At 68.5% G+C, this 12,516-nt stretch carries 10 protein-coding genes; 5 read left to right on the top strand and 5 right to left on the bottom strand.

From position 1 onward, the window contains the following. Positions 1-3: 3 nt before the first annotated feature. The 3 genes from AC1Q7Q_RS15640 to cmdF all read left to right on the top strand — a co-directional run bounded on the left by AC1Q7Q_RS15640 (position 4) and on the right by cmdF (position 5,054). Positions 4-1,989, top strand: a complete 1,986-nt coding sequence (locus AC1Q7Q_RS15640; protein WP_492374385.1) for a sensor histidine kinase — start codon at positions 4-6, stop codon at positions 1,987-1,989. 8 nt (positions 1,990-1,997) lie between these two features. Continuing rightward, positions 1,998-3,314 (top strand): sigma-54-dependent transcriptional regulator, encoded by a 1,317-nt coding sequence (locus AC1Q7Q_RS15635; RefSeq protein ID WP_043343292.1) that lies wholly within the window; start codon positions 1,998-2,000, stop codon positions 3,312-3,314. 105 nt (positions 3,315-3,419) lie between these two features. Next, on the top strand, positions 3,420-5,054 hold the full coding sequence (gene cmdF, locus AC1Q7Q_RS15630; protein ID WP_492374384.1) for a tyrosine 2,3-aminomutase: 1,635 nt from the start codon (positions 3,420-3,422) through the stop codon (positions 5,052-5,054). 22 nt (positions 5,055-5,076) lie between these two features. On the opposite strand, the gene AC1Q7Q_RS15625 is transcribed toward cmdF, so the two are convergent. From AC1Q7Q_RS15625 to AC1Q7Q_RS15615, 3 genes are all read right to left on the bottom strand, one after another. After that, the gene (locus AC1Q7Q_RS15625) at positions 5,077-7,146 is read right to left on the bottom strand and encodes an ATP-dependent helicase (RefSeq protein WP_492374387.1); all 2,070 of its coding nucleotides are present in this window, start codon (positions 7,144-7,146) and stop codon (positions 5,077-5,079) included. A gap of 265 nt (positions 7,147-7,411) precedes the next feature. Next, positions 7,412-7,966, bottom strand: a complete 555-nt coding sequence (locus AC1Q7Q_RS15620) for a TlpA disulfide reductase family protein (protein ID WP_477132629.1) — start codon at positions 7,964-7,966, stop codon at positions 7,412-7,414. 123 nt (positions 7,967-8,089) lie between these two features. Then, positions 8,090-8,593: a thioredoxin fold domain-containing protein gene (locus AC1Q7Q_RS15615; protein ID WP_492374383.1), complete on the bottom strand. Its 504-nt coding sequence runs from the start codon at positions 8,591-8,593 to the stop codon at positions 8,090-8,092. Between the two features lie 102 nt (positions 8,594-8,695). Here AC1Q7Q_RS15615 and AC1Q7Q_RS15610 point away from each other — a divergent pair, with 102 nt between their 5' ends. Together AC1Q7Q_RS15610 and AC1Q7Q_RS15605 are read left to right on the top strand one after the other, a co-directional pair. Then, the gene (locus AC1Q7Q_RS15610) at positions 8,696-9,304 is read left to right on the top strand and encodes a hypothetical protein (protein WP_183032030.1); all 609 of its coding nucleotides are present in this window, start codon (positions 8,696-8,698) and stop codon (positions 9,302-9,304) included. A 67-nt stretch (positions 9,305-9,371) separates the two neighbouring features. Further along, positions 9,372-10,022 carry a LysE family transporter gene (locus AC1Q7Q_RS15605; protein WP_492374382.1) on the top strand — a complete coding sequence of 217 codons (651 nt, stop codon included), beginning with the start codon at positions 9,372-9,374 and terminating at the stop codon, positions 10,020-10,022. 291 nt (positions 10,023-10,313) lie between these two features. Here the strand turns inward: AC1Q7Q_RS15605 and AC1Q7Q_RS15600 are convergent, their stop codons facing one another. Both AC1Q7Q_RS15600 and AC1Q7Q_RS15595 read right to left on the bottom strand, forming a co-directional pair. Continuing rightward, on the bottom strand, positions 10,314-11,858 hold the full coding sequence (locus AC1Q7Q_RS15600) for a YifB family Mg chelatase-like AAA ATPase (RefSeq protein ID WP_492374381.1): 1,545 nt from the start codon (positions 11,856-11,858) through the stop codon (positions 10,314-10,316). Positions 11,859-11,987: 129 nt separating this feature from the next. Next, entirely contained in the window at positions 11,988-12,251 is a 264-nt protein-coding gene (locus tag AC1Q7Q_RS15595; RefSeq protein WP_492374380.1) for an accessory factor UbiK family protein, read from the bottom strand. Between the last annotated feature and the right edge of the window lie 265 nt (positions 12,252-12,516).

Here is a 12,516-nt window from a genome sequence, read left to right as displayed (position 1 = left end):
CCGATGCCACATTCCGACGATTTCCTCGCCGTGCATGATCCCGCTTCCGCCCGCCTGGTGCATGCGCCAGGCGATGGCGGCGGAACCTGGCGGGGCTTTGCCGCCGCGCTCGCCGTCGGTCTTGTCGTCCTGTGCTCGCTGACCTGGCTGGTTTCGATGCAGCGCGGCATCGACGGGCTGCAGCAAGCCACGGCCACCCGCGCCGATCGTTACGCGGCCACGCTGGAAAGCACGCTCGACCGCTACGAGTTCCTCCCCGCGCTGGTCTCGCTCCATCCCTTTGTCCATGACCTGCTGGCCGCGCCAGGCGATCCCGTGCGCGTGGCGGCGGCCAACCGCTACCTGTCCGAAGTCAACCGCCGCGCGCGGGCTTCGGCAACCTATGTCATTGCCGCCAACGGCCTCGCGCTGGCCGCCAGCAACCATGACGAGCCGGGCAGCTTTGTCGGCACTGACTACCGCTTTCGCCCTTACTTCCAGAGCGCATCGCGCGGGGAGATCGGGCGGTTCTATGCCATCGGCATTACCAGCGATGAGCCCGGCTACTACATTGCGCAGCCCGTGAAGGTGGCGGGGCGCGTGGTGGGCGTGACCGTGGTCAAGCTCAACCTGGAGTGGTTCCAGCGCGCCGGCGCCGGCGGCGCCGAGCCGGTGATGGTGAGCGACGAGCATGGCGTGATCTTCCTTTCCTCGGTGCCGGCCTGGCAGTACCGCACCTTGCAGCCGCTGCCAAGCGAGCTGCAGACCGAGCTGGACCGCACGCGCCAGTACCATGACCAGGAGGTCAGGCCGCTGCCGCTGGAGGCGCTGCAATCCCCCGTTACGCAATGGCTCGGCCGGACCGTGCTGGGCGAGGGCGCGCGGCTGGTGCGCATCGGTACCGGCAGCAACGCCGAGCGCTACCTCGAGATCAGCCGCAAGGTGGGCCCGGCCGACTGGACCATGCAGGTGATGGCGGCGCTGGACCCGGTGCTGGCCAGCGCGCGCAATGCCACCATCGGGGCGGCGCTGGCCTATGCCTGCATGTGCTTGCTGCTGTTCAACTGGCGCCAGCGCCGGCAGCGCGCGCGCGATATCGAATACGGCAGGCGCCTGCTCGAAGCCGCCTACGACGAGCTGGAGCGGCGGGTGGAGGCGCGCACCGCCGACCTGATGGCCATCAACGAGCAGCTGGAAGCCGAGGTGGCGGAGCGCACCCGCGCCGAGAGCGAGCTGCGTGCGGCGCAGGATGAACTGGTGCAGGCCAGCAAGCTGGCGGCGCTGGGCCAGATGGCAGCGGGCATCACGCATGAGCTGAACCAGCCGCTGGCGGCCTTGCGCACGTTCTCCGACAACACCCGCGTGCTGCTTGAGCGCGGGCAGCTCGATGCGGCCGCCGGCAACCTTGTCGCCATCGCCGACCTCACCACCCGCATGGGCAAGATTACCGGGCAACTCAAGCTGTTCGCCGGCAAGGCGCGCCAGCGACGGCACGCGGTGCATGTGCGCGCCGCGCTGGACCACGTGCTGGCGCTGATGGCCCCGCGCCTGGCCCATGTCGCGCTGAAGGTGGAGGGCTTGTCCCAGCCGCCCGGGCCGGCGGTGTGGGCCGATGAGCTCAAGCTCGAGCAGGTCCTGCTCAACCTGATCGGCAATGCACTCGATGCGCTGGCCACCGCGGCGCCGCACGCGCCCTGCGTGGAAGTCGCGGTGAGCGAGCACGGCGGCACGGTCAGCATCGCGGTGCGCGACAATGGCACCGGCATCGCGGCCGACGCCTTGCCACGGTTGTTCGAACCCTTCTTCACCACCAAGGAGATCGGCCAGGGACTCGGCCTGGGACTGGCCATTTCGTCGTCCATCGTGCGCGAGTTCGGCGGGCAGCTGAGCGCGGCCGACCGGCCCGGCGGCGGCGCGGAATTCGTGGTGATGCTGCGGCGCGCGCCCGCGCCCGAAGGCGCCGCGCCCCGCGACGCCGCCACTTCCATCTCTCCCACCCATACTGAGTGAGCATTGCCATGCAAGACGGATTGCGTGTCCTGTTCGTCGAAGACGAACCCCTGGTACGCCAGGCCACCGCGCAGAGCCTGGAGCTGGCTGGCTTCTCCGTGCTGGCGCTGCCCTCGGCCGAGGCCGCCATGCCGCACCTGTCGCCGGAGTTTCCCGGCGTGCTGGTGACGGACGTGCGCCTCACCGGCGCCAGCGGGCTGGACCTGCTGCAGCACTGCCGCAACGCGGCGCCGGGCGTGCCGGTGATCCTGGTCACCGGCCACGGCGATATCACCATGGCGGTACAGGCCATGCGCGAAGGCGCCTACGACTTTATCGAGAAGCCCTTTGGCGCCGACCGCCTGACCGAAACCGTGCGCCGTGCGCTGGAGCGGCGCGCGCTGGAGCTGGAGAACCGCGCGTTGCGGCGCGAGCTGGCCGGCCCGGCCGCGGGCACGCGCATCATCGGGCGCTCGCCGGCCATCGAGCAGGTGCGCACGCTGGTGGCCAACGTGGCCGCCACGGATGTCCCCGTGATGATCAACGGCGAGACCGGCACCGGCAAGGAACTGGTGGCGCGCAGCCTGCATGCTTTGTCGCCGCGCCACCAAGCGCCCTTTGTCGCGCTGAACTGCGGCGCGGTGCCCGAGGCCATCTTCGAGAGCGAGATGTTCGGCCACGAGGCCGGCGCGTTTACCGGCGCCGGCAAGCGCCGCGTGGGCAAGCTCGAGCACGCCTCGGGCGGCACGCTGTTCCTCGACGAGATCGAGAGCATGCCGCTGGCGCTGCAGGTCAAGCTGCTGCGCGTGCTGCAGGAGGGCACGCTGGAGCGGCTCGGCTCCAATGCCTCCATCGCCATCGACGTGCGCATCGTGGCCGCGGCCAAGGGCGATATGGAGACGCTGGTGGCGCAAGGCACGTTCCGCGAGGATTTGTACTACCGGCTCAACGTGGTCACCATCCCGTTGCCCCCGCTGCGCGAGCGGCGCGAGGACATCGTTGCGCTGTTCGAGCATTTCATGCTGGTGGCGGCGGTGCGCTACCAGCGCCCCGTGCCCATCCTCTCCGAGCTGCAGCGCCAGGCGCTGATGCAGCGCGCATGGCCCGGCAACGTGCGCGAGCTGCGCAACGCCGCCGACCGCCTGGTGCTGGGCGTGCCCGAGGGCGGCACGCGCGCCGATGCGCTCGACGACTCCACGCCGCTCAAGGAGCGCATGGAGCACTACGAGCGTGCCGTCATCGCCGATACGCTGGCGCGCACCGGCGGCGCGGTCAGCCAGGCGGCGGATCTGCTGCAGGTGGGCAAGGCCACGCTGTACGACAAGATCAAGCGCTACGGGCTGTAGCGCTTCCAGCGTTTCCTGCGTTTCCGGGCGAACCGGCCGATGTGCGCTTCGAGTCAACATCTCTTGATACACTCGCGGGCCCGAACAGCTCACCCGGAACACGCAATGAACGAGGTATCCAGCCAGCACGCATCCAGCCGCCTGGGCGGCACGGCCGTCGAGGTCGATGGCCAGCAACTCACCGCCGCGGCGCTGGTGCAGGTGGCGCGAGGCCGTCGCCCGGCCAGCCTGGACCCGGCTGCGCGTACCCATGTGGCGGATGCGCGTGCGCGTTTCGAGGAACTTGCCTCGTCCAATATCCCCATCTATGGCGTGTCCACCGGCTTTGGCGAGCTGGTGCATAACTGGGTGGATATCGAGCATGCCGGCTCCCTGCAGGAGAACCTGTTGCGCAGCCACTGCGCCGGCGTGGGCCCGTTGTTCGGGCGCGAAGAGGTGCGCGCGATGATGGTTGCGCGCGCCAATGCGCTGGCGCGGGGCTATTCGGCGGTACGCCCGCTGGTGATCGAGCAATTGCTGCGTTATGTCGAGGCGGGCGTCACGCCCGCCGTGCCGCAGGTGGGCTCGCTCGGCGCCAGCGGCGACCTCGCGCCGCTGTCGCATATCGCCATCACGCTGATCGGCGAAGGCAAGGTGCTGCTGGCCGACGGCACCACCGCGCCCACCGCGCAGGTCTTGCGCGAGCATGGCATCGAGCCGATCAAGCTGTCCCACAAGGAAGGGCTGGCCCTGATCAACGGCACCTCGGCCATGACCGGCATGGCGTGCCTGCTGCTGGAAACCATGCGCGCCCAGGTGACGCAGGCCGAGATCATCGCGGCGCTGGCGCTGGAAGGGCTCAACGCCTCGGCCGACGCCTTCATGACCCACGGCCACGACATTGCCAAGCCGCATCCGGGCCAGGTGCAATCAGCGGCCAACCTGCGCGCGCTGCTGGCGGGTTCCACGCGCCTCTCAGGGCATGGCCAGCTGGCGGGGGAAATGAAGACCCGCGCCGGCGACGAGAAGAACACCGGCACCGGTGTGTTTATCCAAAAGGCCTACACGCTGCGCTGCATCCCGCAGGTGCTGGGCGCGGTGCGCGACACGCTGGGGCACTGCGCCACCGTGGTCGAGCGCGAGCTGAATTCGTCCAACGACAATCCGCTGTTCTTCGACGACGGCGAGCTGTTCCACGGCGGCAATTTCCACGGCCAGCAAGTCGCGTTCGCCATGGACTTCCTCGCCATCGCGGCCACGCAGCTTGGCGTGGTGTCGGAGCGCCGCCTCAACCGCCTGCTCAGCCCGCACCTGAATAACGGCTTGCCGGCTTTCCTGGCGGCCGCCAACGAGGGCCTGAGCTGCGGGTTTGCCGGCGCGCAGTATCCGGCCACCGCGCTGATCGCCGAGAACCGCACCATCTGCAGCCCGGCCAGCATCCAGAGCGTGCCGTCCAACGGCGACAACCAGGACGTGGTGAGCATGGGCCTGATCGGCGCGCGCAATGCGCGCCGCATCATCGACAACAACCAGTACATCCTCGCCGTGGAACTGCTCGCAGCCTGCCAGGCCGCCGAGCTGGCCGGCGCGGTGGAAAGCCTGTCGCCGGCGGGCCGCGCGGTCTTTGCCTTCGTGCGCGAACGCGTGCCGTTCCTGGCGATGGATCGCTACATGACCGACGACATCGAAGTCATTGCCGCGCAACTGCGCGCCGGCGCGCTGGTGGAGGTGGTGCGCACGGCTGGCGCGGCGGTCAACTGACACGCGCCTTGGCCGCGCAGCCTCATTTCCACATATCGCGCATGCGCCCGGCCAGGTCGAGCCTGGGCAGCGGCGCCTTGGCCGGCGCGTCCGCCACCGGCGGGGGCGGCGGCCAGGACCGGCTGTGGAACAGCGGCATCACGCGGTTAGGCAGAAAGCGCGTGCGCGAGGCGTAGACATGGCGGTCGCCATAGGCGGTCTGCTGGTGCACATAGAACCGCTGCGGCACCACGATGTCGAGGTGGTCGCGGGCGCGGGTCATGGCGACATATAGCAGCCGGCGCTCTTCCTCGATTTCCTCGGTGGTGCCGGTGGCCAGGTCCGAAGGCATGCAGCCGTCGACGGCATTGAGCACATAGACGGCCTTCCATTCCTGGCCCTTGGCCGAGTGGATGGTGGACAGGATCAGGTAATCCTCGTCGCGCAGCGGCACGCCGGATTCGTCGCTCGATGCGTCCGGCGGGTCGAGCGTGAGTTCCGTCAGGAAGCGCTCGCGCGACGCGTAGGTGGCGGCGATACGCTCCAGTTGCTGCAGGTCCGCAGCGCGCGCGGGCGCGTCGTCGTGCAGGCGCTCAAGGTGCGGCTGGTACCACGCCACCACCTGCTCGAAGGCGGAGGGCCACGGCGCAGCCGGGGCCATCAGGCTGCGCGCCAGCGCCAGCAGGTCGGGCCAGGCCTCGGCGGCGGCTGGCGGCGCCTCAAAGGACTCCAGGGCAAATAGCGGCTCGGTGGCGATTTCCACCGCATCGAGCACGCGAGCGGCAGTCTTGGGCCCCACGCCCGGCAATAGCTGCAGGCTGCGGAAGCCTGCCATGCGGTCGCGCGGATTTTCCAGCCAGCGCACCACCGCCAGCACATCCTTCACGTGCGTGGATTCCAGGAACTTCAAGCCGCCGAATTTCACGAACGGGATATTGCGCCGGACCAGCTCGATCTCCAGCTGCGCGCTGTGGTCGGCGGCGCGGAACAGCACCGCCTGCGACAGCAGCGCCAGCCCGGCCTCGCGCCGCGAGAGGATTTGCTCGACCACATAGCGGGCCTGGTCCGCCTCGTCGTTGACCACCACGATCTCCGGCTTCTCGGCCGAGCCGCGCTCCGACCACAGGTCCTTGGTATAGCGCTCGGCCGCCAGCCCGATCACCGCGTTGGCGGCGGCCAGGATGGGCTGGGTGGAGCGGTAGTTCTGCGACAGCGTGACCATGTCCGCGGCCGGCGTGAACTGCGCGGGAAAATCGAGGATATTGCGCACCGTGGCGCCACGGAAGGCGTAGATCGACTGGGCATCGTCGCCCACTACCGTCAGGCCGCGCCCGTCGGGCTTGAGCGCGAGCAGGATGGCAGCCTGCAGCGCATTGGTGTCCTGGTATTCGTCCACCAGCACGTGGTCGAAGCGCGCGCCCATGTCCTGCGCCAGCGCGGGCTCGGCCAGTGCCTGCGCCCAGTAGAGCAGCAGGTCGTCGTAGTCGAGCACCTGCTGCTTTTGCTTGGCTTGCACATAGCCGGCAAATAGTCCGCGCAGCGCATCCGTCCACATGGCATAGCGTGGGAACCATTGCTTGAGCACGTCTTCGAGCGGCGCCTGCGTGTTGACCACGCGCGAGTAGATCGACAGGCAGGTTTCCTTGCGCGGGAACCGCGAAGCCTGGGCCGACAGGCCCAGGTCGTGCCGCACCACGTTCATCAGGTCGGCGGCGTCGCCGCGATCGCAGATGGTGAAGCTGGGCGACAGGCCAATCGTTTCCGCGTACTCGCGCAGCAGGCGCGCGCCGATGGCGTGGAAGGTGCCGGACCATGTGAGTGCCGCGCGCCCCGCCCCGCAGGCTTGCATGCCCAGCGCCTGGTCGACGATGCGCTCGACCCGCCGCCCCATCTCCGACGCCGCGCGGCGCGAGAACGTCAGCAGCAGGATGCGGCGCGGGTCTGCGCCGCCCAGCACCAGATGGGCAACGCGGTGCGCCAGCGTGTTGGTCTTGCCCGAGCCGGCACCGGCGATGATCAGCAGCGGCGCGGCGGGCTCGTGCGTCACGGCCGCGCGCTGTTCCGGGTTCAGGGTGGACAGGTAGGCCGGCGTGTCGGGGGCGGCGGCATCCACGGTATCGGGCTGCTTGACGGCGGGTGCGTCGCAAAGCACGGCGCTGGGATCGGGATCGAGTAACACGGAGCGGGGGCCTTAGGGGATGCCGGGCGCAAGTGCGCTGGCCGGCATGGGCGGGGAAAGCTGCTGGCAACTGTATATCCATACAGCCGTGCTGCGCAAGCCGGGCATTGCGCGACGGCGCCCGGCAATAAAAAAAGGTGCCATGGAAGGCACCTTTCTGGGCGGAGGCGGCGGGCCAGTCAGTGGGCCAGTCAGTGGCTCAGGCCGCCTTGGCGAGCGCGCCGTCGAGCAGCTTGTGCAGCGCGTCCCACTCGGGCTCGCCCACATAGCGCTTGAGGATATGGCCGTCCTTGTCGATCACGAAGGTGGTCGGGGTCAGCTGCACTTCGCCGAATGCCTTGGCGGCCGCGCCGTCGGAATCCATTGCCACCTTGAACGGCAGCTTGCGCGTTTGCGCATAATTCATCACGTACATGGGCGGGTCATAGCTCATTGCCACGGCGACGAACTCCAGGCCCTTGTCCTTGAACTTGTCATAGGTGCGGACCATGTCCGGCATTTCCTTGACGCAGGTGACGCAGCTGGTGGCCCAGAAGTTGACCAGGTAGACCTTGCCCTTGAGATCGGCGGTGCTGACTTTTTCGCCGGACAGCAGCGTGAACGTGGCGGGCGGCGCCGCATTGGCGGGGGCGATGGCACGATAGCCGAACCAGCCCAGCACGGCAACCAGCAGCACGGCGGCGATCACAGGCCACAGCTTGCGCGAGGCGGTGCTTGCCGGGGTGGGTGCGGTGGGGGAAGCGGAGGTCGTCATGATGCTCGCCGACAGGTCAGACAAGCCACTATTCTACTGCCGCTGCCGAGGCGCTGCCGGCTGCATTCACCGAGCCGCCGCGGATGCGACGATTGGCCGCAGTCGGGTGCGCCATTGTGCGCCTCAATGCGCCTTGCTTGCCAAGGCCGAGCGGGCCTGGTCCAGCGCCTGCTCAAGGTAGGCGCCATAGAAATCGGGCTGCATGCCGCGCAGCGGCGTGGCCAGGGAGCGGCCGCGCGCGTCGAGGAAGAGCACCGTGGGCGCTACCGCCACATTGCGGCTGCGGGCCCATTCCCGCGCGGTGGTCATGCTGCCATCGGTGTTGCGCAGCGGCGTGTCGGCGGTCATGTCGAGCTCGCGCGCCTCGATTTCTCCCGCCGCGGCTTGCGGGCCGAGATAGTTGCGGCGCACCGTTTCGCAGTACACGCAGCCCGGCAGTGTCACCAGCACCACCAGGGGCTCGCCCCGGCTGGCCGCAGCGGAGGCCTGGGCGGCGAGATCGTTGACGGGGGGCAGGTGGGCCGTGGCGGCCAGGGCGCTCGTGCTTGCCGCAACCAGCATGGCGCCGAGCATCGCCGCGCCGGTACGGCGTGCGGTGCCAAAGACACCCCGGGGGGATGGCTGCATTGGCTGGATCGATGGCTGGGTTTGCATTGGCGGGTAATGTGGATGAGCGCTGGCACGCGGGTTCTACGATAATAGCGGCTTATTTCCGCATTCGCCGCCCTGATGCCCCACGCCTGGTTTCCACGGTTCTTCCGCTTGCCGCAGTCCCTGCTTGCCAAAGCCATCGTCCTGGGCGCGCTCGGCGCCGGGCTGATCGCCTGTTCACCCCGCTATGATTGGCGCACCATCCAGTCCAACGAAGGCGCCTACGCGGCGCTCTATCCCGGCAAGCCATCCGGCGCTGCGCGCGAGGTGGCGATTGCCGGGCGCAAGCTGCCCATGACGATGGACGCGGCCCGGGTCGACGAGACCTTGTTCGCCGTGGGCGTGGTGACCTTGCCCGCCGATGACGCCGAGTTGCGGCAGGCGGCGCTGGATTCCATGCAGAAGGGCTTGCTCGGCAACCTCGGGCCGCATCCCGCCGAAGCGGTCAAGACCCGCAAGGTAACGGTGATGTCGGCCGCATCGCCGGCCGTGGCGCTCGAGGGCGTGGAGGTGCAGGTAGCCGCGGTATCGCCGCAGGACCAGTCGCCACGCAGGCTGACGGCGCGGCTGGTGGCGTCGGGCGTGCACGTCTACCAGGCGGTCGTGCTGGAGGCGGGAGAGGCCGCGCGCGACCAGCGCCAGGCGGAACAGATAGATCAGTTCCTGACGGGCTTCCATCCGTTCTGACCTGGGCGCTCCAGGCTTCCAGGCTTCCAGGCAGATTCAAGACAGTTTATTTTCAAGGAGTAACGCAATGCGTTGGGATGTTTGGCTGGCCTATTTCGCGGCCTGTTGGGTGATTGCCGTGTCGCCGGGATCCGGCGCGGTGCTGTCGATGAGCCATGGCCTGTCCTATGGCCTGCGCAAGACCACCACCACGATCTTTGGCTTGCAGACCGGGCTGGTCATTATCCTGCTGGTGGCTGGCGGTGGCCTGGGCGCGCTGCTGGTGGCCTCCGAGCACGCCTTTGCCGTGGTCAAGACGATCGGTGCGCTCTACCTGATCTATATCGGCGTGCAGCAATGGCGCGCGCGGGTGGACGGCGGCCGGGACGATGCCGTGCCGGGTACGGAAGCGCCGCGCGTCGCCGCGCTGAGTCCGCGCCGGCGTTTTGCCACGGGCTTGCTAACCAATGTGACCAACCCCAAGGGCATCATCTTCATGGTGGCGGTGTTGCCGCAGTTCATCGATCCGGCCCATGCGCTCGGGCCCCAGCTTGCCATCCTGGCCGCGACCATGTGCGGCGTGGACCTGGTGGTGATGCACGGCTACGCGCTGCTGGCCTCGCGCATGCGCGGCCTGTTCCGCAATGCGCGCGCGGTGCGCTGGCAGAACCGGATCTTCGGCAGCGTGCTGGTGGCCGTGGGCGCGGCGTTGTTCTTCGTCAGGCGCCATCCGGCTTGAGGACTTGGGGCCGGCTCCGCGCCGTCCCGATCCGTCCATATGTCTATCTATCGCTGGCTTCCAACGAGTGCGTTTGCTTCAATAAGGTAAGACGAAGACGACCCAAGCGGAGGCAAGCAATGCGAAGCTCTTCCCCCCAGCAGGCTCCATTGCAAGCGCAGCCGGCCCACACCGTGCCGCCGGCCGAAGATCCGCTGCCGCCGGGCGTGCCGCCAGACCTTCCTCCGATCGAGGAGCCCCCGCCGCCGTCGGAACCTCCTGTGGCCGTGCCGCCGCGCCGGGCGTGAATGGCTACGGTGTGCGCAAGGCGCGCCGGTACTGGATAGCCTCGCCCACATGGCTTGGCTGCAATTGCTCGGCGCCCGCAAGGTCGGCAATGGTGCGGGCGATCTTCAATACGCGGAAATAGGCGCGCGCCGACCAGGCTAGTTTGGCCATGGCGCCGCGCAGCAATGCCTGCGCCTCGGGCGCGAGCGGGCAGTGTTCGTCGATCTCGCGACCGGACAGGGCGGCATTGGGCTTGCCCTGCCGGGCCTGCTGCACGGCCCGGGCGGCCAGCACGCGCTGGCGCACGTCGGCGCTGGGCTCTCCGGGCGGGCCGTCGAGCATTTCCTGATGATCCTGCGCCGGCACTTCCACCTGCAGGTCGATCCGGTCGAGCAATGGTCCCGACAGCCTGGACTGGTAGCGCAACACTTGGTCAGGCGTGCAACGGCAAGGACGGGAAGGGTGCCCCTGATAGCCGCAAGGACAGGGGTTCATCGCGGCGATGAACTGGAAGCGCGCCGGGAAGTCGGCCTGCCGCATGGCGCGCGAGATGGTGACGCGGCCCGATTCCAGGGGTTCGCGCAGCACTTCCAGCACCTTGCGGTCAAATTCAGGCAACTCATCCAGGAACAACACACCTTGGTGGGCCAGCGAGATCTCGCCCGGCCGGGGATTGCTGCCACCGCCCACCAGCGCCGCCGCCGACGCGGTGTGGTGCGGCGAGCGGTAGGGCCGCTCACGCCAGCGGGCGGGATGGAAGCCGGCGGCGGTCAGGCTCTGCACCGCGGCGGATTCTAGCGCTTCGTCCAGCGTCATGGGTGGCAGCAGGCCGGCAAAGCGCTGGGCCAGCATGGACTTGCCGGTGCCGGGCGGACCGACGAGCAATGCCGAATGCTGGCCCGCCGCCGCGATCTCCATGGCGCGGCGCGCTTGCGCCTGGCCCCGCACGTCACGCATGTCCGGGCCAGCCGGGTCTCCTGCCGCGATCTCCACCAGCGGCTCCGCGCGTGCCAGGCGGTCCGTGGGCAGGGGGCCAAGGTGAGCACAGACTTCCAGCAGGGAGCGCGCCGCATATACCGTGACGCCGTCAATCAGGGCCGCCTCGGGCGCGTTTTCCGCCGCCACCACGAAGCTGCGCGCCGGGCCTTCGCCAGCGGCTTGCCGTGCCGCGTTGTCGCGCCCCAGGCCCATGGCCATGGCCAGTGCCCCGCGCACGGGGCGCAATTCGCCGGACAGCGACAGCTCGCCGGCGAACTCGCTGGCATCCAGGCCATCCAGCGGGACTTGCCCGCTTGCGGCCAGGATGCCGAGCGCGATCGGCAGGTCAAAGCGCCCGGACTCCTTGGGCAGGTCGGCTGGCGCCAGATTCACCGTAATGCGCCGGCTGGGAAACTCGAGTTGGCTGTTGAGGATCGCCGCGCGCACCCGCTCGCGGCTCTCGCGCACTTCGGTATCGGCCAACCCGACGATATTGAAGGCGGGCAGGCCGTTGGCCAGGTGCACCTCGACCGACACCAGCGGTGCCTCGAGTCCGGTCAGCGCCCGGCTACGCAGGAGGGCGAGGCTCATCTCACTCCGAAAAGCATCAAGGAAGTGTTAACGAAAATGGCCGCCGGAATACGGCGGCCATTCTGGCGGTCGAGGGCTGCGCCCGGGGTCATCGGGCCCCTGGAGCAAACACGGGACGCGGCAAGGGCTTCAGCCCGAGACAGGCGTGTCGGAGCCGCCTGTCGAGCGGCTTTCCAGCGCCTGCACGCGGGCTTCCAGTTCCTCCAGGCGCGCGCGGGTGCGCGCCAGCACCTGCGACTGGACGTCGAATTCCTCGCGGGTGACCAGGTCGAGCTTGGAAAACCCCTGCGTCATCATGCTGCGAACGTTTTTTTCGATGTCCTTGGCCGGCGAATTGCGCAGGGCTTCGCTGATCTTGGCCTGGAAATCGTTGAAGAGATCGGTGGGTTTCATACTGGTTCTCCTTTTGCACCGCCTTGGTGCGGATAACTGGGTGGGCGGGATTCGGCGTGCTGCATCGCGGTGCACCGAAACGGGGTGTGGGCAAACGCGGTGCGTGCACGGCACTTGCCGCCAGCATGGGCCGATTATCACGCTTCAAGCGTCCCCGGGAAAGCGCCAGCGCGGGCTGGTAACACCTTTTAACGCCAGTAAGTTCGCTGGGAGACAGTCGGCCTCGTCCAATTTGATGTCTTTTTGCGCACAAAATGACGCTTTC

The organism is Cupriavidus sp. GW823-FHT07A04, from assembly GCF_058794615.1.
The sequence above is the reverse complement of the archived record's forward strand: the minus strand, read 5'-3'. Positions and strand labels throughout refer to the sequence as shown.

What these genes read in the sequence shown, in the direction of transcription:
- AC1Q7Q_RS15640 (WP_492374385.1), top strand. Translation starts at nt 4, where the DNA reads ATGCCACATTCCGACGATTTCCTCGCCGTGCATGATCCCGCTTCCGCC.
- AC1Q7Q_RS15635 (WP_043343292.1), top strand. Translation starts at nt 1,998, where the DNA reads ATGCAAGACGGATTGCGTGTCCTGTTCGTCGAAGACGAACCCCTGGTA.
- cmdF (WP_492374384.1), top strand. Translation starts at nt 3,420, where the DNA reads ATGAACGAGGTATCCAGCCAGCACGCATCCAGCCGCCTGGGCGGCACG.
- AC1Q7Q_RS15620 (WP_477132629.1), bottom strand. Translation starts at nt 7,966, where the DNA reads ATGACGACCTCCGCTTCCCCCACCGCACCCACCCCGGCAAGCACCGCC.
- AC1Q7Q_RS15615 (WP_492374383.1), bottom strand. Translation starts at nt 8,593, where the DNA reads ATGCAGCCATCCCCCCGGGGTGTCTTTGGCACCGCACGCCGTACCGGC.
- AC1Q7Q_RS15610 (WP_183032030.1), top strand. Translation starts at nt 8,696, where the DNA reads ATGCCCCACGCCTGGTTTCCACGGTTCTTCCGCTTGCCGCAGTCCCTG.
- AC1Q7Q_RS15605 (WP_492374382.1), top strand. Translation starts at nt 9,372, where the DNA reads ATGCGTTGGGATGTTTGGCTGGCCTATTTCGCGGCCTGTTGGGTGATT.
- AC1Q7Q_RS15600 (WP_492374381.1), bottom strand. Translation starts at nt 11,858, where the DNA reads ATGAGCCTCGCCCTCCTGCGTAGCCGGGCGCTGACCGGACTCGAGGCA.
- AC1Q7Q_RS15595 (WP_492374380.1), bottom strand. Translation starts at nt 12,251, where the DNA reads ATGAAACCCACCGATCTCTTCAACGATTTCCAGGCCAAGATCAGCGAA.